Annotated in this window: 27 protein-coding genes; 21 read left to right on the top strand and 6 right to left on the bottom strand. The window is 71.6% G+C overall.

What is annotated here, in order from left to right; all coding sequences use genetic code 11:
* The first annotated feature begins 7 nt into the window (after window positions 1-7).
* Genes fdh3B through mobA form a run of 10 tightly spaced genes read left to right on the top strand, consistent with a single transcriptional unit; the run spans window position 8 to window position 7951 of the window.
* A complete protein-coding gene (fdh3B, locus tag VJ693_RS22210; RefSeq protein WP_324157832.1) occupies window positions 8-643 on the top strand; it encodes a formate dehydrogenase FDH3 subunit beta in 636 nt (211 codons plus the stop codon).
* A complete protein-coding gene (locus VJ693_RS22205) occupies window positions 640-960 on the top strand; it encodes a hypothetical protein (protein ID WP_324157831.1) in 321 nt (106 codons plus the stop codon). The genes fdh3B and VJ693_RS22205 overlap by 4 nt, the downstream gene beginning before the upstream one ends.
* A gap of 35 nt (window positions 961-995) precedes the next feature.
* Window positions 996-2108 (top strand): formate dehydrogenase subunit gamma, encoded by a 1113-nt coding sequence (locus tag VJ693_RS22200; RefSeq protein ID WP_414652349.1) that lies wholly within the window; start codon window positions 996-998, stop codon window positions 2106-2108.
* Window positions 2109-2134: 26 nt separating this feature from the next.
* The gene (locus VJ693_RS22195) at window positions 2135-2512 is read left to right on the top strand and encodes a hypothetical protein (RefSeq protein WP_324157827.1); all 378 of its coding nucleotides are present in this window, start codon (window positions 2135-2137) and stop codon (window positions 2510-2512) included.
* A 9-nt stretch (window positions 2513-2521) separates the two neighbouring features.
* Window positions 2522-3415, top strand: a complete 894-nt coding sequence (locus tag VJ693_RS22190; RefSeq protein WP_324157826.1) for a formate dehydrogenase accessory sulfurtransferase FdhD — start codon at window positions 2522-2524, stop codon at window positions 3413-3415.
* 11 nt (window positions 3416-3426) lie between these two features.
* The gene (locus VJ693_RS22185) at window positions 3427-3969 is read left to right on the top strand and encodes a DUF3305 domain-containing protein (protein WP_324157824.1); all 543 of its coding nucleotides are present in this window, start codon (window positions 3427-3429) and stop codon (window positions 3967-3969) included.
* The gene (locus VJ693_RS22180; protein WP_324157822.1) at window positions 3966-4595 is read left to right on the top strand and encodes a DUF3306 domain-containing protein; all 630 of its coding nucleotides are present in this window, start codon (window positions 3966-3968) and stop codon (window positions 4593-4595) included. Before VJ693_RS22185 ends, VJ693_RS22180 begins: the two co-directional genes overlap by 4 nt.
* On the top strand, window positions 4534-6675 hold the full coding sequence (locus VJ693_RS22175) for a 4Fe-4S binding protein (protein ID WP_414652348.1): 2142 nt from the start codon (window positions 4534-4536) through the stop codon (window positions 6673-6675). The genes VJ693_RS22180 and VJ693_RS22175 overlap by 62 nt, the downstream gene beginning before the upstream one ends.
* Before the next feature lie 15 nt (window positions 6676-6690).
* Window positions 6691-7317, top strand: a complete 627-nt coding sequence (locus VJ693_RS22170; RefSeq protein ID WP_324157818.1) for a TorD/DmsD family molecular chaperone — start codon at window positions 6691-6693, stop codon at window positions 7315-7317.
* A gap of 10 nt (window positions 7318-7327) precedes the next feature.
* Window positions 7328-7951, top strand: coding sequence for a molybdenum cofactor guanylyltransferase MobA (gene mobA / locus VJ693_RS22165; RefSeq protein WP_324157816.1), 624 nt, complete (start codon window positions 7328-7330; stop codon window positions 7949-7951).
* A gap of 8 nt (window positions 7952-7959) precedes the next feature.
* Here the strand turns inward: mobA and VJ693_RS22160 are convergent, their stop codons facing one another.
* The 3 genes from VJ693_RS22160 to VJ693_RS22150 are packed head-to-tail and all read right to left on the bottom strand — an operon-like array spanning window position 7960 to window position 10545.
* Window positions 7960-9288 (bottom strand): ATP-binding protein, encoded by a 1329-nt coding sequence (locus tag VJ693_RS22160; RefSeq protein WP_324157814.1) that lies wholly within the window; start codon window positions 9286-9288, stop codon window positions 7960-7962.
* A complete protein-coding gene (locus VJ693_RS22155) occupies window positions 9264-9926 on the bottom strand; it encodes a response regulator (protein WP_324157812.1) in 663 nt (220 codons plus the stop codon). The genes VJ693_RS22160 and VJ693_RS22155 overlap by 25 nt, the downstream gene beginning before the upstream one ends.
* A gap of 58 nt (window positions 9927-9984) precedes the next feature.
* Window positions 9985-10545, bottom strand: coding sequence for a hypothetical protein (locus tag VJ693_RS22150; RefSeq protein WP_324157810.1), 561 nt, complete (start codon window positions 10543-10545; stop codon window positions 9985-9987).
* Window positions 10546-10717: 172 nt separating this feature from the next.
* Between VJ693_RS22150 and VJ693_RS22145 the strand changes: the two genes are divergently transcribed.
* Window positions 10718-11614, top strand: coding sequence for a dienelactone hydrolase family protein (locus tag VJ693_RS22145; protein WP_324157808.1), 897 nt, complete (start codon window positions 10718-10720; stop codon window positions 11612-11614).
* A gap of 7 nt (window positions 11615-11621) precedes the next feature.
* Here VJ693_RS22145 and VJ693_RS22140 read toward each other — a convergent pair whose 3' ends face one another.
* The 3 genes from VJ693_RS22140 to glp all read right to left on the bottom strand — a co-directional run bounded on the left by VJ693_RS22140 (window position 11622) and on the right by glp (window position 14291).
* On the bottom strand, window positions 11622-12068 hold the full coding sequence (locus tag VJ693_RS22140; protein WP_324157806.1) for a glutathione binding-like protein: 447 nt from the start codon (window positions 12066-12068) through the stop codon (window positions 11622-11624).
* The gene (gene yghU / locus VJ693_RS22135) at window positions 12068-12943 is read right to left on the bottom strand and encodes a glutathione-dependent disulfide-bond oxidoreductase (RefSeq protein WP_324157804.1); all 876 of its coding nucleotides are present in this window, start codon (window positions 12941-12943) and stop codon (window positions 12068-12070) included. Before yghU ends, VJ693_RS22140 begins: the two co-directional genes overlap by 1 nt.
* A gap of 76 nt (window positions 12944-13019) precedes the next feature.
* Entirely contained in the window at window positions 13020-14291 is a 1272-nt protein-coding gene (gene glp, locus VJ693_RS22130; RefSeq protein WP_324157802.1) for a gephyrin-like molybdotransferase Glp, read from the bottom strand.
* A 126-nt stretch (window positions 14292-14417) separates the two neighbouring features.
* Between glp and VJ693_RS22125 the strand changes: the two genes are divergently transcribed.
* The 10 genes from VJ693_RS22125 to VJ693_RS22080 form a co-directional block, all read left to right on the top strand.
* The gene (locus tag VJ693_RS22125) at window positions 14418-15143 is read left to right on the top strand and encodes an ABC transporter permease (RefSeq protein ID WP_324157800.1); all 726 of its coding nucleotides are present in this window, start codon (window positions 14418-14420) and stop codon (window positions 15141-15143) included.
* Complete coding sequence (locus tag VJ693_RS22120) at window positions 15140-15901, top strand: ATP-binding cassette domain-containing protein (protein ID WP_324157798.1); 762 nt, start codon at window positions 15140-15142, stop codon at window positions 15899-15901. Before VJ693_RS22125 ends, VJ693_RS22120 begins: the two co-directional genes overlap by 4 nt.
* 41 nt (window positions 15902-15942) lie before the next feature.
* Window positions 15943-16749 carry a substrate-binding domain-containing protein gene (locus VJ693_RS22115; protein ID WP_324157796.1) on the top strand — a complete coding sequence of 269 codons (807 nt, stop codon included), beginning with the start codon at window positions 15943-15945 and terminating at the stop codon, window positions 16747-16749.
* 37 nt (window positions 16750-16786) lie between these two features.
* On the top strand, window positions 16787-17731 hold the full coding sequence (locus VJ693_RS22110; protein WP_324157795.1) for an alpha/beta hydrolase: 945 nt from the start codon (window positions 16787-16789) through the stop codon (window positions 17729-17731).
* A 269-nt stretch (window positions 17732-18000) separates the two neighbouring features.
* Window positions 18001-19215 carry an aminotransferase class III-fold pyridoxal phosphate-dependent enzyme gene (locus tag VJ693_RS22105; RefSeq protein WP_324157793.1) on the top strand — a complete coding sequence of 405 codons (1215 nt, stop codon included), beginning with the start codon at window positions 18001-18003 and terminating at the stop codon, window positions 19213-19215.
* 46 nt (window positions 19216-19261) lie between these two features.
* Window positions 19262-19750 (top strand): helix-turn-helix transcriptional regulator, encoded by a 489-nt coding sequence (locus tag VJ693_RS22100; RefSeq protein WP_324157791.1) that lies wholly within the window; start codon window positions 19262-19264, stop codon window positions 19748-19750.
* Between the two features lie 28 nt (window positions 19751-19778).
* The gene (locus VJ693_RS22095) at window positions 19779-20438 is read left to right on the top strand and encodes a nucleotidyl transferase AbiEii/AbiGii toxin family protein (protein WP_324157789.1); all 660 of its coding nucleotides are present in this window, start codon (window positions 19779-19781) and stop codon (window positions 20436-20438) included.
* Between the two features lie 118 nt (window positions 20439-20556).
* Window positions 20557-21981 (top strand): AAA family ATPase, encoded by a 1425-nt coding sequence (locus VJ693_RS22090; RefSeq protein WP_324157787.1) that lies wholly within the window; start codon window positions 20557-20559, stop codon window positions 21979-21981.
* Between the two features lie 19 nt (window positions 21982-22000).
* Entirely contained in the window at window positions 22001-23491 is a 1491-nt protein-coding gene (locus VJ693_RS22085; RefSeq protein WP_324157917.1) for a VWA domain-containing protein, read from the top strand.
* On the top strand, window positions 23488-23843 hold a 356-nt coding region (locus tag VJ693_RS22080; protein WP_324157785.1), incomplete at its 3' end, for a DUF4213 domain-containing protein. The genes VJ693_RS22085 and VJ693_RS22080, both read left to right, overlap by 4 nt.

Below are 23843 nucleotides of genomic sequence, written 5' to 3'. Positions count from 1 at the left end.
ACAAGCAATGGCTCGAATGAAGTTCATCTGCGACGCCGAGCGCTGCATCGAGTGCAACAGCTGCACGACAGCCTGCAAGGCGGAGCACGAGGTGCCCTGGGGCGTGAACCGCCGCCGGGTGGTCACGCTCAACGATGGCGTGCCGGGCGAGAAGTCGATCTCGGTGGCCTGCATGCACTGCTCGGACGCCCCCTGCATGGCGGTGTGCCCGGTCGACTGCTTCTACCGCACCGACGAAGGCGTGGTGCTGCACGACAAGGACGTCTGCATCGGCTGCGGTTACTGCTCGTACGCCTGCCCCTTCGGCGCGCCGCAGTTTCCGAGCAACGGCACCTTCGGCCTGCGCGGCAAGATGGACAAGTGCACCTTCTGCGCCGGCGGCCCGGAAGAAAACGGCTCCCAGGCCGAGTTCGAGAAGTACGGCCGCAACCGCCTGGCCGAGGGGAAGCTCCCGGCCTGCGCCGAGATGTGCTCGACCAAGGCGCTGATCGGCGGCGATGGCGACGTCGTGGCCGACATCTTCCGCAACCGGGTGCTGGTGCGCGGCAAGGGCAGCGAGGTGTGGGGCTGGGGCACCGCCTACGGCAAGCCGGCGCAAGGCGCGGCACCGTCCACCCCCGGCGCGGAGGGAACCAAGTCATGAAGCGTGCGTTGACGACATCGGCGGCGCTGATCGCCACCGCGTTGCTGTTGCCGGGCTGCGGCGAGCGCTCGCAGGCCGAGGCCGCGCGGCTGAAGAAGGCGGATGCGAAGGCATCCTCCGGTGCGCCGGCCGAGGCCAAGGTCTACACCGCCAGCGGCTGGACACAGGGCGACGACGCGAGCTGGCAGAACCAGATCCGCGGTCGCACGCAAGGCCAGAACGAGTACAGCCGCATCACGGCGACCCACACCTCGGCCACCGAGTCGGCCCCGCTCGCCGCCGCGCCTGCGAGCGCCCCGGTCGCGAAGGCACCGTGACGGCCAATGGGCCAGGAGGCAACACCATGCTTCGCCTGATTCGCACCGGCGCCTTCGCGCTGGCCTGCTGCGTGGTGGCCGCCGCCGCACCGGCGCAGACGGCCGCCGCGCCGGCAGCCGCCTCGGCGCCTGCCGCCACCGCCGCCCCCGACCCGCGCCCGGACGACAGCAATGCCCAGCGCGCCATCAGCCAGCCCGGCAACAACGCGCCGATGTGGCGCAGCGTGCGCGACACCGGGGGCACCAGCACGCTGCCGGGTGCCGAGAAGGGCGTGCTCATCCAGCCCTTCACCCAGTACCCGGGCTCGCGCTGGACCACCGCCGGCGAAGCCTGGCGCCAGGTGCGCAACCAGTGGATCATTCCCTACGGTGGCGCGTTGCTGTTCATCGTGGTGCTGGCGATTGCGCTGTTCTACTGGCGCAAGGGCGCGCTGGGCGGGCACGTGCCCGATACCGGCCGCGTGATCGAGCGCTTCACGCCCTTCGAGCGCGCCGCGCACTGGGCCAACGCCGGCGCCTTCGTCGTGCTCGCGGTGTCGGGGCTGACGATGGCCTTCGGCAAGTTCATCCTGCTGCCGCTGATCGGCAGCACGCTGTTCGGCTGGCTCAGCTGGCTGCTGAAGACCGCGCACAACCTCGTCGGCCCGCTGTTCGCGGTGTCGCTCGTCATCGTGCTCATCACCTTCTTCAAGGACAACATCGCCAACCGGGCCGACATCGCCTGGCTGGCCCGCGCCGGCGGCATGTTCAGCGACCACGAGATTCCCTCGCACCGCTTCAATGCCGGCGAGAAGGGCGTCTACTGGTGGGGCGCGTTCTTCCCCGGCCTGATCGTCGTCGCCTCCGGCCTGGCGCTGGACGGGCTGCTGCCTTTCTGGGGCGGCCTGCGCAGCGAGATGCAGATCACCCACCTGGTCCATTCCACGGTGGCCATCCTGATGATGTGCGTCCTCATCGGCCACATCTACATGGGCACCCTTGGCATGAAGGACGCCCTGAAGGCCATGAAAACCGGCTACGTCGACGAAGGCTGGGCGCGCGAGCACCACGAGCTCTGGTACGACGACATCCGGGCCGGCAAGATCCCGGCGCAGCGCTCGGCCGAGCCGGCGCAGGCGCCGCTGGCGCGGCCCGGCGCGCAGGCCTGACACCCCAGCGGCAAGGAGACGCCCCGATGAACCCGAAACTGCTTTTGCCGCTGGCGCTGGCCGCGCTGGCCGTGCCCTGCATCGCCGTCGCGAAGCTGGCCCCGCCGAGCGACGAAGCCAAAGCCAAGGCCGCCGAGGCGGCCGCGAAGACGGCCTGGTCCGACAAGGTGGCCAGCTACAAGCTGTGCCAGTCGATGGACCGAGTCGCGGCAGCCTACTTCGAGCAGGCCAAGAAAGCCGGCAAGCCGGCATCGGCGCCCGTGGCGACGCCGCCGTGCACCGACCCCGGGCCCTTCGCCTACGCACCGCCGCTCGAGGCCGCCGGCGCCCACTCGCCGCCGCCGACCGCAGCCGCCCCGCCCAGCAGCAACCAGCCGGCCGCATCGGCCGCGCCAAAGAAGTAAGCTGCAACGATGTCGCTGGCCCGCCCCGTTTCGCCATCGCCCTGCCCCCGTGCCCCGCGCATGACGGCCGCGCAGCAGCCGCTGCTGCGCGAGATCCAGATCCTCGACGAGTACGGTGCGCGCCGCGCCATCCACATCCCGGCCGAACGGCCGCTGACGATCTTCGTCGACAAGCGCGAGCTGGTCACGCTGATGACGCTGGGCGCCCACCCCGAGATGCTGGTGCTCGGCTACCTGCGCAACCAGCGGCTGGCCGCCACCATGGACGACATCGAGTCGATCACGGTCGATTGGGAGGTCGACGCCGCCGCGGTGCGCACCCGCCACGGCCTGCCCGACCTGGCCGGGCGCACCGCGCGGTGCACCGTGACCACCGGCTGCGGCCAGGGCACCGTATTCGGCGACCTGATGAGCCAGGTCGACGGCCTCGCGCTGCCGCCGCCCGCGCAGGCGCGCATCCGCCAGTCCACGCTGGCCGCGATGCTCGAGCTGATGCGCCAGCAGGACAGCATCCACCGCAAGGCCGGCTCGGTGCACGGCTGCGCGCTGTTCCGCGGCAGCGAGCTGTTGATGTTCGTCGAAGACGTCGGCCGCCACAACGCAATCGACACCATCGCCGGCTGGATGTGGCTCAACGGCGTGTCGGGCGACGACAAGAGCTTCTACACGACCGGCCGGCTCACCAGCGAGATGGTGATGAAGGCCGCCTACATGGGCGTGCCCATCGTCGTCTCCCGCAACGGCGTCACCCAGATGGGCCACGACCTGGCCACGCGGCTGGGCATGACGCTGTTCGGCCGCGCCGCCAACAAGCACTTCCTCTGCTACACCGGCTTCGAGCGCTTCGATTCGGAGCCCCTGCCGGAACCGGCGCCGGTGCGGGTGGTCTCATCAATCACCTGAGCCCCACCGCCATGGATGCCGACCTCGACCCCCCTGATGTCGAGCGCCGGGTTGCGCTGCGCGCCGCGGTGTTGATCGAGCGCGAGGCCAAGCCGAACCGCTGGGAAGACTGGCGCTTCCGCCTGGCCGGCGTCGAGCTGGACGACGGCCACCTCGGCGAGCCGCAGGACGACCCGCGCCACCCGCGCGTGCTGCGCGACGACGGCCACCAGGTCCTGTGGGCTTTCCCCGGTTTCGAGCTGGGGCTGTTCCCCGACGAGGCCGAGGGCTACCACCTGAACCTGACCAGCGGCGCGCCGGTCTGGTTCGTCATGTGGCGCGTCGACGACGAAGACCCGTCGCGCGCGTGGCCCGAGCTCGTGACCCTGTCTTACCACGAGGCCGGCCGCTGGCTGGATGCGCAGGAGCGCGTCGACAACTGGCCCTTGCCGGCCGAGCTGGTCGAGTTGCTGCAGGGGTACACCGACGCGCACTACCGGCCCGAGCCGAAGCGGCGCCAGCGCCCGGCTTCCTTCCTGCCGCCGGAGCGCCGCGGTGGCGGAGGCCCGCGATGAGCCCCGCCCGGCCCCGGCCCGAGCCTGGGATCGAGCGCGACGCCGGTTTTCTCTCGCGCTGGTCGCGCCGCAAGGTGCAGGCACGCCATGGCGAACCGCTGCCTCCCGCGCCCGAGGCCCTCGAGCGGCCGACGCCATCTGCCCCGGCGGTTCCGGTGCCCGCGCCCGTGGCGACCCTGGCCGAGTCCGCGGCCCTGCCGGCGGCCGACACTGCTGCCGAGCCCGCCGCCCCACCACCGCCCACGCTGGACGAAGCCGACGCGCTGACGCCGCAGGCCGACTTCACCCGCTTCGTCGCCCGCGGCGTCGAGCCCGAGGTGAAGAACGCGGCGCTGAAGAAGCTCTTCACCGACCCGCACTTCAACGTGATGGACGGCCTGGACACCTACATCGACGATTACGGCAAGCCCGACCCGCTGCCCGCCAGCATGCTCAGGCAGATGGCCCAGGCACGTTTTCTCGGCCTCTTCACCGAGGACGAGGCCCAACCGCAGGCGACGCTCGCCGCGACCCCAACCGCCCCCGTTTCCCATGAAGACCCTGATCTGCGACTGCAACCGGACGATGCCGCTGGACGCGCCGGCCCTGCGCCAGGCCCTGTCGGCGACCCCGGGCGCGAGCCCTGACGGGCTGGAGACCAGCCACTCGCTGTTGTGCCGCCGCGAGGCCGCGGCCTTCCAGCGCGCGGCGCTGGGCGAAGCCGAGGTGCTCGTCATCGCCTGCACGCAGGAAAGCCGCCTGTTCGCCGCGCTGAACGACGAGACCGCGGGGGCACCCAACCTCGTCGAGCGCCCGATCCGCTTCGTCAACATTCGTGAGACCGGCGGCTGGTCGAAGGACGCCGCCAGGGCCACGCCGAAGATCGCCGCGCTGCTGGCCGAGGCGCAGCTGCCGCCGCCCGAGCCGGTGGGCACCGTCAGCTACGCGTCGGCCGGCCGCACGCTGGTGATCGGCCCGGCCGAGGCCGCGAGCCGCGCCGCGGCACTGCTGGGCGACGCCCTCGAACCCACGCTGTTGATCGACCCCATCGGCGGCGCCGTGCCGCAGGTGCGCGAGCTTCTCGTGCAAGGCGGGCGCCTCACGCGGCTCAGCGGCTGGCTGGGCGCCTTCGACGCCGAGTGGGAGAGCAGCAACCCGATCGACCTCGACCTGTGCACCCGCTGCAACGCCTGCGTGGCTGCCTGCCCCGAAGGCGCGATCGGGCTCGACTACCAGGTCGACCTCGACGTCTGCAAGAGCCACCGCGAATGCGTGCGCGTCTGCGAAGCCGCCGGCGCGATCGATTTCCAGCGCGACCCCGTCACCCACCAGGGCCGCTTCGACCTCGTGCTCGATCTGCGCGCCGCGCCGGCCTTCACGATGCACCAGCCGCCGCAGGGTTACTTCCACACCGGCGCGGACGAACGCCGGCTGATGGACGCGGTGCTGAAGCTGCGCGACCTCGTCGGCGAGTTCGACAAGCCGCGCTTCTTCCGCTACCAGCAGCGCCTGTGCGCCCACAGCCGCAACGAGCAGATCGGCTGCAACGCCTGCATCGAGGTCTGCTCGGCGCGCGCCATCCGCAGCGATGCCTCGGCCAAGGGCCGCGCGAAGAACGCGCTGCAGCCGGCCGGCGGCATCATCGTCGAGCCGCACCTGTGCGTGGGCTGCGGCGCCTGCACCACCGTCTGCCCCAGCGGCGCGCTCGGCTATGCGGCGCCGAACACGGTCGACCAGGGCAAGCGCCTGCAAACCCTGCTGGCCACCTACGCGCGCGCGGGCGGACGCGATGCCGCGCTGCTGCTGCACAGCGAAGAAGCCGGCCAGCGCCTGATCGGCGAGCTCGGCCGGGCGGCACGGCTGGATCCGGCCATCCACGGCGTGCCGGTCCGCGTGATCCCGGTCGCGCTGTGGCACACCGCCAGCGTGGGCCTGGACCTGTGGCTGGCCGCGATCGCGCAGGGTGCCTCGCAGGTCTGGCTGCTGCTGACCGACGAAGAGGCGCCCGAATACCGCCAGGCGCTGGCCGAGCAGATGGCGATCGGCGAGGCGATCCTGCAAGGCCTGGGCTACGCGGGCGAGCACTTCAAGCTCATCGAGGCGCGCGATGCGCGTGACCTGGCTGCGCTCGATGCGGCGCTGCGCGCGCCGACGGCCCGCGGCGTCGCGCAGGCCGCCGGCTTTGCCGCCCAGCCCGAAAAGCGCGCGACGCTCGAGCTGGCCCTCGACCACCTGCGCCAGCAGGCCGCCACCGCGGTGCCGGACGAGATCGCCCTGCCTCGCCCCGGCGCCCTCTATGGCACGCTGCAGGTCGACACCGAGCGCTGCACCTTGTGCCTGGCCTGCGTCGGCGCCTGCCCCGAGCATGCGCTGGCCGACAACCCCGACCGGCCGCAGCTCAAGTTCATCGAGAAGAACTGCGTGCAATGCGGCCTGTGCGCCAGCACCTGCCCCGAGCGCGCGATCACGCTGCAGCCGCGCCTGCTGCTCGCCGACGAGGGCCGCGCGCGCAAGGCCACGCGGGTGCTGAACGAGGCCCAGCCCTTTGCCTGCGTGCGCTGCGGCAAGCCCTTCGGCACCGCGCGGGCGATCGAGAACATGCTCGCCAAGCTGGCCGGCCACGCCGCCTTCCAGGGCGCCGCGGCCGAGCGGCTGAAGATGTGCGGCGACTGCCGCGTGATCGACCTGCACACCAACCCGAACGAGGTCCGCATCACGGATCTGTAGGCCCTCACGCTTGAAATGAACCCCGCATCTACCATCCACTTCGCCAGCCCCGACCAGGGCGAGGAACTCGCCCGCGCCGAGCTGTATGGCCTGCTGGCCCGGCTGTGGCTCGCGCCGCCCGACGACGAGTTGCTCGCCCAGTTCCGCGTCGCGGTGACGCAGGCCCCTTTCGAAGGCGGCCACCTCGAAGCACCGTGGCAGGATCTCGTCGCCGCCATGCGCGCCACCGACACCGCCGGCGCCGCGGCGGAATACGACGCCCTCTTCGGTGGCGTGGGCAAGCCCGAGGTCTTTCTCTACGGCTCGTTCTACCTGACCGGCTTCCTCAACGAGAAGCCGCTTGCCACGCTGCGCGGCGACCTGGCCGCGCTGGGGCTGGCGCGCGACGACACGCGCGCCGAGACCGAAGACCACATGGCTTACGGCCTCGAGGTGATGCGCTACCTGATCGCCGGCGACGACCCGGCCGTCTGCACGCTGGAGCAGCAGCGCCGCTTCTTCCGCAGCCACCTGCAGCCCTGGGTCGAGCGCCTGTGCGACGCGGTGGCGGCGCACCCGGCGGCAGCCACCTGGCGCACGGTGGCCGATTTCACCCGCGCCTTCATGCAGGTCGAGACCCAGGCCTTCGACCTGCTCGACTAGCATCGCCGGCATGACCCTCTCCAAGGACGACATCACCGGCCTCGTGCTCGCCGGCGGCCGCGGCAGCCGCATGGGCGGCGTCGACAAGGGCCTGCAGAACCATCTCGGCATCCCGCTCGCGCTGCACACGTTACTGCGCCTGGGCGCCCAGGTCGGCCACACGATGATCAACGCCAACCGCAACCTCGCGGCGTACGAGTCGATGGGCGTGCCGGTCTGGCCCGATGCCCTGCCCGGCTACCCCGGCCCGCTCGCGGGCTTTCTGGCCGGTCTGGAGCACTGCGAAACACCCTGGCTCGTCACGGTGCCCTGCGACACGCCGAACTTCCCCGACGATCTCGTCGCCCGCCTGGCCGCCGCGGCAGAAGCACAAGACGCCGAGGTCGCGATGGCCGCCACCCGCGAGCCCGACGGCAGCCTGCAGGTGCAACCCGTGTTCTGCCTGCTGCGCACCACCCTGCTCGAAAGCCTGGTCCGGGCGACGAACGCCGGCGAACGCAAGATCGACCGCTGGACCGCGCAGCACCGCTGCGCCACCGTCGCCTTCGACGACGTGGACGCGTTCTTCAACGCGAACACGCTGGCGGAGCTGCAGCGGCTGCAGGTCACGAATCACCCGGGCTCGCCGCGCTGACGGGTTCGCTACCCCGGCGGCTGGGCCGCCATGAGGACGCGAACCCGCAAGCCCCGTTTCGCCCGCTCGTCAGCCCAGTCGAGGGTCACGCGCGCCCCGATCCGCTCGGCGATCGTCCTGACGATCGACAGCCCCAGGCCCGAACCCACCACGTCGTTGCCGAGCACGCGGTAGAAGGGATCGAACACCCGCTCGCGCTCGGCCGGCGCGATCCCGGGCCCGGTGTCGGCCACTTGCAGCGTGACATGGCCGTCCATCTCCGTCGACACCGACAGATCGACGCGGCCGCCCGGTGGCGTGTAGCGCAGCGCGTTGTCGACGAGGTTGCGCACGATGCTGGTGAGGTCCATGTCGCTGACCAGGACGTGCGCGTCCTCCTCGCCCTCGACGCCCACGTCGATCGCGCGCGCCTGGGCGAGCGGCAGCAGGTCCTCCAGCACGCGGCGGAAGACGGCGTGCACCGACTGGGGCGTGCGGGGCGCTTCGCCGCCGGCCTTTGCGCGGGCCACGGCCAGCAGCTGGTCCAGCAGCACGCGGCCGCGCTCGATTCCGCGCCGCAGATCCTGAAGCCGCTCGTGCGCCACGTCGGACATCTCGGCCTGCGCCAGCCGTTCGGCCTGCAGCGACAGCGCGGTCAGTGGCGACCGCAGCTCGTGCGCCGCATCGGCGACGAAGCGGCGCTGCGCCTGCATCGACAGGCGGATGCGGCCGAGCAGGCGGTTGATCGCCGCGACGAAGGGCCGCACCTCGGAGGGCAGCGGGTCCTCGACGATCGCGTGCAGATCGATCTCGCTGCGCTCGTTGATCTCTTCGGCCAGCGCGGCGATCGGCCTGAACATCTGCCCGACCAGGCGCGCCACCAGCAGCAGCAGCACCGGCACCAGCACCAGGATGGGCGCCACGGCGTGCAAGGCACTGTCGCGCGCGATGTCATCGCGCAGGTCGGTCTCCTGCGCCACCGCCAACCGCTCGCCGCTGGCCAACGTGCGCACCAGCACGCGATAGGTGTCGTCGGGCAGCTTGATCGTGTGGAAGCCCTCGGCCAGCGTGGGCGGCAGCGACAACGGCGACCTGGCGTTCGGCGCCAGGTACTGCACCGTCAGGCGCAGGTCGTCCTGCTCGTCGGCCCCCACGGACAGGGGCACGCGCAGGTGCTGCTGGTCGGCCAGCGTGGCGACCTGGCGCAGCACGTTGTCCTGCAGCCGCAGCGCCTCGCCGAAAGCTGCCATGAACGACAACACGCCAGCGACGACGGCCATGGCCAGGATCGCCAGCGACAGCCAGAACGACAGCTTCAGCCGGACCGAGCTGTTCAGCCGCTTCTGGAGACCATCCATCCCACGCCCCGCACGTTCTTGATGACTTCGCTGCCCAGCTTGCGGCGCAGTGTGTGGATCAGGTATTCGACGGCATTGCTCTCGACCTCCTCGCCCCAGCCGTAGATGCGGTCTTCCAGATCGGCGCGCGACAGGATGGCCCCAGGCCGCACCAGCAGCGCCCGCAGCAGCGCGAACTCGCGGTTGGACAGCAGGGTCGAGGCGTCGCCCACCGTGGCCAGCTTGGTGGCCGTGTCGAGCGAGACGACACCATTGCCGAGCACCGACGAGGCCACGCCGGCGCGGCGGCGCAGCACGGCGCGCATGCGGGCCAGCAACTCGGCCATCTCGAACGGCTTGATGACGTAGTCGTCCGCGCCGCCGTCCAGCCCGCGCAGCCTTTCCTCCAGGGCATCGCGGGCGGTCATGATCAGCACGGGGATCTGGTCGCCGCCGGCGCGCAGGGTGCGCAACACTTCCATCCCGTCGACGCCGGGCAGGCCGAGGTCGAGCAGCAGCAGGTCGTAGTGCTGGCCGTCCAGCGCGCCCAGGGCCGCCGGGCCGGTGCGCACCCAGTCGGCCGCGTAGCCCGCATCCTTCAGGGCCACCTGGACGGCGCCGCCGATCATCGCGTCGTCTTCAACCAACAGGATTCGCATGCGTCCGGAGGCTCCAGGCTCGTCGACCACGCATTGTCGACGAGCCTGGCCGGCCGGATCAGCGCCCCCGCAGGGCGTCTTCGTTCCAGTAATGGAGGCGGCCGATCCAATCCGGCAGCTGCACCGACAGCGTCGGCGGGACGCCGTCGTTCCATTCGGTGAGCTGGGCCTCGGTGATGCCGGCGGAGGTATCGCGCAGTTCATCCACCTCGTACTTCTCCGGTGCCACCATCACGATGTGGCGCGCGATCCGGCGGGCCTCGAGAAAGCATTCGCGCTGGCGGGGCCACAGATGCTGGAACACGCGCAGCGCGACGAAGACGTGGTAGCGCTTGTTGCCGATCGGCCACGGGATCTCTCGGGCGTCGTGCAGATAGGTGGGCGCCTGGCCCGGGTACTTCCACTTCTCGGCGTAGTCGATCGTGTCGCTGCCCTCGACGATCGAGACGCCCATCGTGCCCATCTCCAGCACGTCGCGCGGAGAGGCCGGGCGCGTCATGCGGACGATGTCCGCGGCGGCCCTGTGGTACTCCCAGCGCGTAGAGGCGTTCTTCCAGTGGCCGCTGCGCGCGGCCGTGACGGACTTGTAGCTGGCTTGGTCGAGATAGCGGACGGTCATGCGATCCAGGGGGCTTCGTGCTGCAGGCTCGCAGCCGCAGCGCAGACAGGACAAGGAACCAGCCTACGGGGCGCGACTTAGTTCAGCCTTAGGTGAGGACGCGGCCGGCTTCTCGGCCGGCGCCGGCAATGCCATAGTGGCGCCGGTCGGCCCTTCGCCCCAAGGAGTTCGCATGCCCCCTCGCCTCACCTCCCACGATTTCGACCAGAACCTGCTCGTCCTCTTCGATGCCTACGTGCACGGGGATCTGGACCGCCGGGGCTTCCTGGAGAAGGCGCGCCGCTTCGCCAAGGCGGGCATGACGGCCGCCGGGCTGCTGGCCGCCCTCAGCCCCGACTTCGCGGCCGGGCAGCAGGTGCGCGCCGACGATGCGCGCCTGAAGACCGAGCGGGTCACGGTGCCGTCGCCCGCGGGGTCCGGCGACATCAAGGGCTACCTGGCGCGCCCGGCGTCGGCCGGCGCGGCCAGGCTGCCGGCGGTGTTCGTCGTCCACGAGAACCGGGGCCTCAACCCGCACATCGAAGACATCGCGCGGCGCCTGGCGCTGGACGGCTTCATGGCCTTCGCGCCGGATGCGCTGACACCGCTGGGCGGCTACCCCGGTGACGAGGACAAGGCCCGCGCCGCGTTTGCGACGCTCGAACAGGGCGAGACACGCGAGGACTTTCTCGCCGCCCTCCGCTGGCTGCGTGCCCGCCCGGATGGCAATGGCAAGCTGGGCGCGGTCGGTTTCTGCTACGGCGGTGGCATCGTGCACTGGCTGGCCACGCGCCTGCCGGATCTGGACGCGGCCGTGCCCTTCTACGGCAACACCCCGCCGCCGGACGACGCCGCGAAGGTCAAGGCGCCCCTGATGGTGCACCTGGCGGCCGTGGACGAGCGCATCAACGCCGCCTGGCCGGCCTACGAGGCCGCGCTGAAGGCCGCCGGCGTGAAATTCGAGGTCTACCAGTACCCCGGCACGCAGCACGGCTTCAACAACGACACCACGCCACGCTACGACGCCGCCGCCGCGCGACAGGCCTGGGACCGGACGATCGCGTTCTTCAGGCGGCACCTGGCCGGGTGACAGCGGCCTACAGTGCCATCGCCTCCCGCTGCCCCATCGCGGCGCGCCAGCGCAGCAGATGCGGGTGCATCTCGCCCGGCTTGACCTTCACCACACGCGCGAAGTCGACAGCCACCACCGCGGTGATGTCGGCGATGCTGAATCGATCGGCGGCAATGAAGTCGCGGCCGACCAGATGCTCGTTCAGCATGGTGAAGAACTGCTGCACCCTGGCCAGCCCACGCCGCGCCAACTCGGGGATCTGCAGGTAGTCCACCGGCCCCGGCAGCGCCCGGTTGGCCATGGCGGGCGCGCTGTTGCGCATGGCCTCGGCAATGGCCGGCAGCCCGCCGAGTTGCTCGCCGTTGCGCAGATCCACCTGGACCGTCTCATGGGCCAGCCCCTTCTCCGCAAGCAGGATGCGGGCTCGGCGCGGGCTGGGCGCCGTGGCGCAGTCGTACAGGATGATCGTCATCAGCCCTGCTCGGCCAGCATGGCCTGGGTCCGGGTGTGGAAGTCGTCGGCATGGTGGCGCTCGTGCAGCTGGCTGTCAGGCCGACCCCAGGTGCGGTTGACCATCCGGCCGCGTTTCACGGCAGCGCGCTGGGCGATCTGGTCGGTCCATCGCAGCACATGGGTGTAACCCTGAACCTGCAGGAACTCGCCTGCGTCGTAGAGCTGGCCCTTGGCCAGGGTGCCATACCAGGGCCATACCGCCATGTCGGCGATCGTGTACTCGTCGCCGGCCAGGTAGGCACTCTCGGCCAAGCGCCTGTCGAGCACGTCGAGCTGGCGCTTGGCCTCCATCGCATAGCGGTCGATGGCGTATTCGATCTTGGTCGGCGCATACGCGTAGAAGTGGCCGAAGCCGCCGCCCAGGAACGGCGCGCTGCCCATTTGCCAGAACAGCCATGACAGGCATTCGGCACGCTCGCCGCCGTCGCTCGGCAGAAAGGCACCGAACTTCTCGGCGAGGTACAGCAGGATGGCGCCCGATTCGAAGACCCGGATCGGCTCCGGCCCGCTGCGGTCCAGCAGTGCGGGAATCTTGCTGTTGGGGTTGACCGCAACAAAGCCGCTGCCGAACTGTTCCCCCTCGCTGATGCGAATCAACCAGGCGTCGTACTCGGCACCGCCATGGCCCAGCGCCAGCAGCTCCTCGAGCATGACCGTGACCTTGACGCCGTTCGGCGTGGCCAGCGAATACAACTGCAGCGGGTGCCGCCCCACCGGCAGTTCCTTGTCGTGGGTCGGGCCGGCGATCGGGCGGTTGATGTTCGCGAAGCGGCCACCGTGGTCCTTGTTCCAGGTCCAGACGTTGGGTGGGGTGTAGGCGGGCATATCGGGCATGCGGCGGTCTCCAGCCAGGAAGGCCGGTACGGTAACCGCACCGGCGCCGGCGTGCAGACCGATCGCCCGAGAGCCCTCACACCAGGCCGTCGAACAGCCACACCTCGACCATCTCGCCCGCGGCCACCGAGCCCTGCTCGTGGCCGAGCACGAGCAGCGCGTTGGCCTCGCTCATGCTGCGCAGGATGCCGGCGCCCTGTGCGCCCGTCACCCGCACCTGCCAACCCTCGCTCGTCGGCTCGACGATCGCGCGCTGGAATTCGGTGCGGCCGGGGCGCTTGCGGATCGCGGTGGCGCTGCGGGCCGACAGGCGCGGCGTCGCCGGCCGCACGGCGCCGGCCAGCGTCCACAGTGCCTCCTGCGCGAAGGCATAGAAGGTCACCAGCGCGGCCACCGGGTTGCCGGGCAGCGCGAACAACCAGGCGGGCGGGCCGGCCTGGGCGCGCTTCAGCGGGCCGAAGGCGAAAGGCCGGCCCGGGCGCATCGCGACCTTCCAGAAGGCCACCTCGCCGTAGCGCGCCAGCAGGTCGCGCGTGTAGTCGGCATCGCCCATGCTGACGCCGCCGCTGGTCAGCACCACATCCGCCTCGCGCAGCGCGCGTTCGAGCGTGGCTTCGAGCGCGGCCGGCTCGTCCGGCACGAGGCCGAGGTCAACCACCTCCAGGCCCATGCGGCGCACCGCGGCGGCCAGGCTGTGGCGGTTGCTGTCGTAGATGCAGCCGGGGTCCAGCGGCTGGCCGGCTTCGCGAAGCTCGTTGCCGGTCGAGAACAGGGCCACGCGCAGCCGCCGGACGACCGGCAGCGTCGTCAGGCCGAGCGACGCGGCCAGGCCCAGGTCGGCCGGGCGCAGCACGCGGCCGCGCGCCAGCGCCGGCTTGCCGAGCGCCAGGTCTTCGCCCCGCTTGCGGCGGTTCTCGCCGGCGCGCAGCACGCCGGGCGCGACGGTGACGATACCCGCCTCCTCGCGGCACAGCTCCAGCGGCACCACCGTGTCGAGCCCCTCGGGCATCACGGCACCGGTCATGATGCGCACGGCCTCGCCCGGCTTCGTGGCCACCGGTGCCGCGTCGCCGGCCATCACCGCCGCCACCACGCGAAAGCGGCTCTCGCCCTCGGGCTTCAGCTCAGCGCCGCGAAACGCGAAGCCATCCATCGCCGAGTTGTCGTGCGCCGGCACGTCGATCGGCGAGATCACGTCGTCCGCAAGGACGCGGCCGAGCGCCTCGGCCAGTGCGAGCGGCTCGCTGCCCTCGATGGGCCGCAGGCTGGCGGCAATCCGCGCGCGGGCATCGGCCACGCTGATCTGGGGGTCGCCTTGGGCCAGGGGCGAAGGGCCGAGTTCGGTCATGGGTCGCAATCGTTCGAGAAGCCAGCAACAGCCATCGATTGTGCGACGGTCGGCCGCGTGGCGGCGGCGCGCTATGCATCCGTGTGCATATCGCCAGCGCCTTCCCCGGCCGAGACAATCGAGCGGATGTCCACCCTCACCGACAGCCTGCTGCTGGCCGCCCAACTCGTCGGGCAAGGCGATGCCGAGCTGTGGCGCATCGTCGGGCTGTCGCTGTCGGTCAGCCTGGCGGCCTGCGCGGTCGGCGCGGTGCTCGGCCTGTCGCTCGGCGCCTGGCTCGCGGTGGCGCGCTTTCCGGGCTGGGGCGCGGCGATCTGGCTGCTGAACACGCTGCTCGCGCTGCCCTCGGTCGTCGTCGGCCTGCTGATCTACCTGCTGCTCTCACGCGCCGGCCCGCTGGGCGAGTTCGGCCTGCTGTTCACGCCCACCGCGATGGTGATGGCCCAGGCGGTGCTGATCACGCCGCTGATCACCGCACTGACGCGCCGGCTGGTGCAGGACGCGCTCGCCGAAGGCGGCGACCAGCTGCGCTCGCTCGGCGCCGGCCCCTTCACCAGCGCGCTGCTGATGCTGCTGCACGAGCGTCGCGCGGTGCTGACCATCGGGCTCACCGCCTTTGGCCGCGCGGTCTCCGAGGTCGGCGCGGTGATGATCGTCGGCGGCAACATCAACGGCGTCACGCGGGTGATGACGACCGCCATCGCGCTCGAGACCAGCAAGGGCGACCTGGCGCTGGCGCTCGCGCTGGGCGCGGTGCTGCTGGGCGTCGTCGCGCTGGTGAACTTGGCTGTCGCCGCGCTGCAGGGTGCGGCGAACGCCGCCGAGGCGCAACGCGAGGTCATCACGGCATGACCGGCATGCCCCCCGCCACGAGCGTCACGGGCGTGGTGCCAGCCCAGGCGCTGGTCACGCTGGATCGTGCCGGCGTGCGGCTGGGCGTCGTGCACGCGCTGCGCGAGGTGTCGCTGACGCTGCGCCGCGGCGACCGCCTCGCGCTGGTCGGCGCGAATGGCTCGGGCAAGACCACGCTGCTGCGGCTGCTGCACGGCCTGCTCGCCCCGGCCGCGGGCCAGGTGCAGCGCGATGCGCTCCAGCCCGAGGGCCGGCCGGCCGTCGGCGCGATGCTGTTCCAGCGCCCCTTCCTGCTGCACCTGTCGGCGCGGCGCAATGTGTCGCTCGGCCTGTGGCTGCGTGGCATGCCGCATGCCGCGCGCGCCCAGGCCACCGAGCAGGCGCTGCACCGGGTCGGCCTGGCCGCCCTGGCGCACCGGCCGGCACGCGCCCTGTCGGGCGGCCAACAGCAGCGCCTGGCGCTGGCGCGGGCCTGGGCGCTCAAGCCCGACATCCTTTTCCTCGACGAGCCGACGGCAAGCCTGGATCCGACCGCCAAGCGCGAGGTCGAGCACCTGATCGAGGAATTCGCCGGCGAAGGCATGACGGTCGTGCTCGCCACGCACAACCTCGGCCAGGCCAAGCGCCTGGCCAGCCGGGTGGCCTATCTCGAATCCGGCCGGCTGATCGTCGAGCGGCCGGTGAACGACTTTTTCATCACCGACAAGCTGCCGCCCGAAGCGGCGCATTTCCTCAAAGGAGAGATGGCGTGGGATTGAGCATCAGGAAGCTGGCCCTTGTGAGCCGCCGCAGCCTTTGCATGACGGCATTGGCCCTGGGAGCCGCGGCGTTCACCGGCGCCGCCGGGGCCGCCGACGACAAGTTCATCGTGCTCGCGTCGACCACCTCCACCGAGCAGTCGGGCCTGTTCGGCCACCTGCTGCCGGCGTTCAAGCAAGCCAGCGGCATCGAGGTGCGCGTGGTCGCCGTCGGCACCGGCCAGGCGCTGGACATGGCGCGCCGCGGCGATGCCGATGCGGTGCTGGTGCACGACACCGCCGCCGAGGAGAAGTTCGTCGCCGAAGGCTTCTCGCTGCAGCGCAAGCCGGTCATGTACAACGACTTCATCCTGGTCGGCCCGAAGAGCGACCCGGCCGGCGTCAAGGGCAACAACATCGCCGCCGCGCTGGGCAAGCTCGCGCAGCAGCCGAGCGCGGTGTTCATCTCGCGCGGCGACAAGAGCGGCACCCATGCGGCCGAGCTGCGGCTGTGGAAAGTGGCCGGCATCGACCTCGCCAGTGCCAAGCCGGCCGGCTACAAGGAATGCGGCTGCGGCATGGGGCCGGCGCTGAACATGGCGGCCAGCACCAACGCCTACGTGCTGGCCGACCGCGGCACCTGGCTCGCGTTCAAGAACCGTGGCGAGCTGGGCATCGTCGTCGAGGGCGACAAGGCGCTGTTCAACCAGTACGGCGTGATGGTCGTGAACCCGGCCCGGCACCCGCATGTGAAGCTGGCCCTGGCCCAGGCCTTTGCCGACTGGATCACCGGCCCCGCCGGCCAGGCGACGATCGCCGACTACAAGATCGGCGGAGAGCAACTGTTCTTCCCGAACGCGAACCGCTGAGGTTGAAAATGCCGCATCGACGATCGGAGGCGACCCGATGCTGCACCCTCAAGCCCGCGCGCTGCTGAAGCTGATCCAGGAGCGCGGTGTCCCGCCGACGCACACCCTCACGCCCGCCGACGCGCGCCGCTACTACCTCGAGCGGCGCTTGTTCACCCAGCCCGATCCGCCGGCCGTTGCCGAATGCCGCGCGCTTCGCGCTGCGTCGGCCGCGGGCGAGATCCCGCTGCGGCTGTACCGGCCCCTGGGCAGTGACGCATCCACCCGCCTGCCGGCGCTCGTCTACTTCCACGGCGGCGGCTGGCTGATCGGCGACCTGGACACGCACGACACGCTGTGCCGCTCGCTGGCCAACGGCTCGGGCTGCGCGGTCGTCTCGGTCGACTACCGGCTCGCGCCGGAGCACCCGTTTCCGGCGGCCTTCGACGACGCGCTGGCCGCCACCCGCTGGGTACGGCGCGAGGCCGATGCGCTCGGGCTCGATGCCACGCGCCTGGCCGTCGGTGGCGACAGTGCCGGCGGCAACCTCGCCGCCGCGGTGGCCATCGCCGTCCGCGACGACGAGGACACGCCGCGGCTGGCCTACCAGCTGCTGATCTACCCCGCCACCGACCAGCGCTGCAACCTGCCCTCGCACCGCGCCAACGCCCAGGGCTACCTGCTGACCAGCGACACGATCCGCTACTTCCACGACCACTACCTGCCCGATCCGGCGCTCGATCTGGATTGGCGCGCCTCGCCGCTGCTCGACGAGAACCTCGCGCACCTGCCGCCGGCGCTGGTGCTGACCGCCGGCTACGACCCGCTGCACGACGAGGGGCTGGCCTACGCGCAGCGCCTGTCCGAAGCCGGCGTGCACGCGAGCCACGTCGATTTCGAGCGCCAGATCCACGGCTTCATCCTGATGGGCCGGGTGATCGACGAAGCCCACACCGCGGTCACGCTGTGTGCCGCCGAGTTGCGGCGCGTGCTGAAGCCGTGACCGGTGTTAAGCTGCGCCGCGTGAACACCTGCCTGGGCCCCACCCTCTCGCTGCGACGACCCGCGCGACGACTGATCGTCGAGCGGACTCGTCCAGCCTGATCGCCTGCCTCCCAGCACCTAGGCGTTCATCACCCAAGGCCACGAGACCCCTCGTGGCCTTTGTCGTTTCCGGTGCCTGCGATCGACGAGATCGTGCCGCACCGGTCGGCCGATGCGGCGCAGGTGTCCCGTGGTCTGTCTCCCACCCTAGACGGAACCACCCACACCATGACCACGACCGCCGCCGCACCGCGGGCCTTCGAAGACTTCCCGGTCCGGGCCCTGATGCCCTTCACCCAGCGCCCGCCGCTGGTCTTCACCGAGGGCCGCGGCAGCTGGCTGACCGATTCCACCGGCCGCCGCTACCTCGACCTGGTGCAGGGCTGGGCCGTCAACACGCTCGGCCACGCCCCGGCCGACGTGGCCCGCGCGCTGACCGAGCAGGCCAGCCGGCTGCTGCACGTGGGCCCCGGCCTGCACAACGCGCCGGCCATCGCGCTGGCCGATCGGCTGACCCGGCTGAGTGGCCTCGACCGGGTCTTCCTCGCCGGCAGCGGGGCCGAGGCCAACGAAGGCGCCATCAAGCTCGCCCGGAAGTTCGGCCGCAAGCACCGCGGCGGCGCGCACGAGATCATCACCTTCCGCGATGCCTTCCACGGCCGCACGCTGGCCGCGATGAGCGCCAGCGGCAAGCCCGGCTTCGACACGCTGTTCGCGCCCCAGGTGCCCGGCTTTCCGAAAGCCACGTTGAACGACATCGAGTCGGTCACAGCGCTGATCGGCCCCGGCACGGCCGCGGTGATGCTCGAGCCGATCCAGGGCGAAGCCGGCGTGGTCGAGGCCACGCCCGAGTTCCTGCGCGCGCTGCGCCGGCTGACCAGCGAGCTCGGCCTGCTGCTGATCCTCGACGAGGTGCAGACCGGCATCGGCCGCACCGGGGCGATGTTCGCCCACCAGCGCGCCGGCATCCGGCCCGATGTGATGACGCTCGGCAAGGGCCTGGGCGGCGGCGTGCCGATCGCCGCGGTGCTGGCGCGCGACGAGGCCTGCTGCTTCGAGCCCGGCGACCAGGGCGGCACCTACACGGGCAACCCGCTGGTCTGCGCCGCCGCGCTGGCCGTGCTCGACGTCGTCGCGGCCGAGGGCTTCCTGCCGGCGATGGCCGAGCGCGCCGCGCACTGGCGCGACGCGCTCGACGCGCTGGCGCTGCGCGAGGGCGGCCCACCCTGCAGCGGCCAGGGCCTGCTGCTCGCGCTGCAGCTGCCCCAGCCCGGCCGCGCCCAGCGCCTGGCCGATGCCCTGCGTGACCGCCCCGGCCAGGGCCTGCTCGTCAACGCCGTACGCCCCGAGCGGCTGCGGCTGATGCCGGCGCTCAACACCAGCGCCGATGAGCTGGCCCTGGCCACGGCCTGGCTGGACGAGGCGCTGCGAGCAACGGACTGACAGTGAACCAGATCTCATTCTGTACAAAATCGCCAGAATGCATAGAATGAGATACATCATGCCAGCCAAGACGCCCCCCATCGCCGAACACCACGCCGCCAGGCTGGCGGCGCTGGGCCAGCGCATCCGGGCCCAGCGGCTCAAGCACAAGATCACCGCCGTCTCGGCCGCCGAAGCCGCGGGCATGTCCCGCGTCACCTTCCATCGGATCGAGCGAGGCGAGCCTTCCGTCACGATGGGGGCCTACCTCAGCGCCATCGACGCGCTGGGCCTCGTCCTCGAGGTGCAAGACCCAACCCAGTCGCCGGCGGCAACCCCGCCCGCGTTGCCACCGCGCATCCGGCTGGCCAACTACCCGCAACTCAAGCAGTTGGCCTGGCAACTGCACGGCGTGGACGAGCTGACCCCGGCCGATGCGCTGGCGTTGTACGAGCGCAATTGGCGCCACGTCGATCAGGCGGCGATGGCGCCTGCCGAGCGCGCCCTGGTGCAGGCCTTGCGGGACCACCTCGCCGGAGGACGGCTGCTTGTTTGAACGAGAACACCATCAGCGCATCGCCCGCGTGCTGGAATCGCTGGACGGCGACAAGCTGGTCTCCCAGGCCTGCCTGTTCGGCGGCGGCACCGCCATGGCCTTGCGCTACGGCGAGTACCGCGAGTCGGTGGACATCGGCTTCCTGGTTTCCCACCGCGACGGCTATCGCCAGCTGCGCCAATGGCTGACGGGTGCCGATGGCCTCGGCGCCATCGCACGTGCCGGGGCCCACTTGGCGCCGTCCCGCGACATACGTGCCGACCAGTACGGCATCCGCACCATGCTTCGCCTCGATGGCGTCGAGATCAAGTTCGAGATCGTGCTCGAAGGGCGTATCAAATTCGAACCGCCGGGTCCAGGTGACCGCATCTGTGGCATTGCGACCCTGACGCCACTCGACATGGCCGCGAGCAAGCTGCTGGCCAATTCCGATCGCTGGGCAGACGACGCCGTGGCGAGCCGCGACCTGATCGACCTGGCCATGATGGCCCCTTCGCGCGAGCTGCTGGCACAGGCCATCGGGAAAGCCAGCCTGGCCTATGGCGCCAGCATCGTGACCGACCTCACCAAGGCCATCCAGGCCTTGCGGCAACGGCCCCACCGGCTCGATCAGTGCATGAAGCAGATGCAGATGACTGCCATCCCGAAGGCCCTGCTTTGGCAACGCATCAAGGCACTCCAGCCCTGACAACGCCGATCCGACCGGAAGATGCCGCAGGATAGGCGCACCGAGAAGAACGCCATCATCGTCGCGACTTGATCTACTTCGTTTGCGGGCCGGGCAGCCCGCCCGGACAATCGGGCGCATGCCGCTGCCTGACCTGCCCACCCCCGAGCGCCTCGGCGCGCTGCTGCACCGGCTCGCGGCCGGCCTGCTCGAGCGCGATACCGCCGCGCGCCTGGCGCTGCTCGGCGCGCTGGCCGGCGAGCATGTGCTGCTGATCGGCCCGCCGGGCACCGCCAAGAGCGAGCTGGCACGCCGGCTGCACCGCGCCTTTGCCGGGGCGAGCTACTTCGAGCGGCTGCTGACGCGCTTCTCGACCCCGGAGGAACTCTTCGGCCCGCTGTCGCTGAAGTCGCTCGAAGACGATCGCTACGAGCGCCTGACCACCGGCTTCCTGCCCACCGCCGGCATCGCCTTTCTCGACGAGGTCTTCAAGGCCAACTCGGCCATCCTCAACGCGCTGCTGACCCTGCTGAACGAGCGCGAGTTCGACAACGGCAGCGGCCGGCAACGCACGCCGCTGATCAGCGTGGTCGGCGCGAGCAACGAGCTGCCGGCCGACGAGGCGCTGCAGGCCTTCTTCGATCGCTTCCTGCTTCGCGTGCCGGTGGCGCCGGTCGGCGATGCCTCGTTCGAGGCGTTGTTGCGGCTGCCGCCGGCGCAAGCCGGCGAGGCCGGCGCCTCACCCTTGACCGAGGCCGAGCGCCAGGCGATCGGCCAGGCCGCCCAGCGCGTGCACCTGAGCGCCGAGGCCGTGGCGGCGTGCACGGCCTTGCGCGCCTGGCTGGCCGCGCAGGGCAAGGCGGTGTCGGACCGGCGCTGGCGCCAGTGGGTCGGCCTGATGCGCACCGCCGCCGCGACCGAGCACCGCACGCAGGTCGACGGGCTGGATCTGTGGCTCGCGCCCTACGTGGCCGGCGCCGCGGCCGACGAGATGGCCGCGCTGGCCGAGTGGTTCGAGGCCGACTGGCTGCACGCGGTGCCGCAAACCTTCGAGTGGCTGACCCGCGCGGTCGAGGCCTTCGAGCAGCAACTGCAGATCGAGCAGACGGCGCCGCCCGAAGACGCCGCCGAAGCCGACGATGCGGCCGGCAAGCTGGCGCTGGCCCGCGCGATCGGCCTGGGCGAAGGCAGCGACGCCGGCTCGGCGATGCCGCGCCTGACGCTGGCCGGCCTGGAAGCCAGGATGCGCCGCCACTACAGCCCGGTGCACATCGCGGCCCGCCTCACGCAAACGGACGAACTGATCGGCCACACGCTGGCGCACCACACGGCGCTCGCCAGTGAAGCGCTTGCCCTGGCCGAACGCCTGCAGGCGCGCCTGTGGATCCCGCCGCACCTGGCCGAGCGCTGGAACGCGGCCCATGCCGAATCGCTGGAGCGCCTGCAGGCGTTGCTCGCCCGGCTGCAGCAGGCCCGCGCCGGCTTCGCCGAGCTGCCGGTGGACGAGGCGCTGCCGGCCATCGCGCCGGCGCCCGTGCCGCTGGAAGAGCCCGCCACGGCCTGAGAGGTCGAGCGTCTTGGCCATGCACGTGCCCTGCCCCGCCGACCGTCCTTATGACCGGCTGCAGGCGCTGCCGCGCGGCGTCTGGCTCGGCAGCCTGATCGCCAGCGCCGGCACGCCCGAGCGGCGGCTGGTCGACACCCGCAACTGGCTCGATGCGCTGCAGCGCGGCGAGCTGCCGCCGGCCGATGCCGACTTCGGCGACCCCGCCGCCAGCGCCCCGCTGCGCGAAGCCGTCGGCGACCTCGGCCTGCCCGGCCTGGCCCGCGCCACACCGGCGCTGGCCGAGCAGGTGCTGCGCACGCTGCTGTGGCACCTGGACCGCATCGTCGACCTGCAGCCTGCGCTCAGCCACGAGGCGGCGATCCAGGCGGTCGCCGATGACTTCCGCGCTGCGTGGAAGGTGCAGACCCACGGCCTGGACGACGACCTCGCGCTGCTGCTCGGCCTGGGCGACTTCGCGCACCTGCGCTGGGATGCCCTGCAAGGCCACCTGCGCTCGCGCCCCTGGGCCGCCGCGCGCCGGGCGAGCGAATGGCTGCGCCAGTTGCCCGCGCTGGGCGAGCTGGTGCGCCAGCTCGGCCGCAGCGAGCGCGACGTGGCCGCCCCGCCGGCGCCGGCCGCCGACCCCGCGCGCGGCCCCGCCCCGCCGGCACCGCTGCGGGCCATCGAGACCCGCCTGCCCGGCGCGCCGGGCGAGATCACCGGCGTGCGCTTCTCGTCGCGGCTCGAGCAGATGCTGGCCAGCGAGGCGGTGATGCTCAAGCACCCGCTGCTGAAGAAGCTCTGGCGTGCCCGCCACGCCGAAGCCCGGCTGCTGAGCTGGGACACGACCGCGGTGCTGACCGACTGGCGGCCCGATCCGCACGCTGCCACCCGCGCGCCCTCCCCACCGCCGGCACCCGAGCCGCTCGTTCGCGGGCCGATCATCCTGTGCCTGGACACCTCGGGCTCGATGCGCGGCGCGCCCGAGAACATCGCCAAGGCGGTGACGATCGCCGCGCTGCGCGCCGCGCACGAGCAGCGGCGCGGCTGCCTGCTGGTCGCCTTCGGCGGCCCGGGTGAGATCGTCGAGCACGAGCTCGGCCGCGGCGCCGACGGGCTGGACGCGCTGATGGCGCTGATGGGCCAGGGCTTCGACGGCGGCACCGACATCCAGACGCCGATCGAGCGCGCGATCGAGCGGGTGCACGAATCGCGCTGGCGCAGCGCCGATCTGCTCGTCGTCAGCGACGGCGAGTTCGGCTGCGTGCCGGCCACGCTGGCGCGGCTGGACGACGCCCGCGAGCGCTTCGGCCTGCGCGTGCAGGGCGTGCTGGTCGGCGACCGCGAGACCATGGGCCTGCTCGAGGTCTGCGACGCGATCCACTGGGTGCGCGACTGGCGGCGTTATGCCGATGCGGCCGAGGGCGGCGACGGCCGCGGCTTCTCGCCGGTGCACAGCAAGAGCCTGACCGCGCTGTACTTCCCCAACGCCTTGTCCAGCCGCGCGGCGCGGCACCAACCTTCATGAGCTTCGCGGACGACGCCCTGGCGCTGCTGGAGGCCTTCGCGGCCCGCGCCGAACTCCCGCCTGTCAAGGCCCTGCACCTGCCGCCACCGCCGCCGCCTGGCGGCCTGCGCGGCGAGTTCTGTGCGCTGGAGCTGCAAGACGGCTCGGTCGGGCAGAGCTACGTGCTGCTCGACCGCACCTGGGAGGGGCTGACCGCGCAGCAACAGGACGCTCGTCATGACGCGCTCGTGGGCCAGGACGCGCTGACCGTCGCGCGCGGCTACCGCAGCGCCGACCCCCTCGAGCGCACCATCGGCTTCGCGGCGATGAACGCAATCACCCGCTGCCTGTTCGACCGCGCCGGCTTCGCCCC

It is taken from the genome of Ideonella sp., assembly GCF_035254525.1.
Classification (GTDB): Bacteria; Pseudomonadota; Gammaproteobacteria; order Burkholderiales; family Burkholderiaceae_C; genus Ideonella.
Note: the sequence above shows the minus strand (reverse complement) of the source record. Positions and strands in the feature narration are given on the sequence as shown.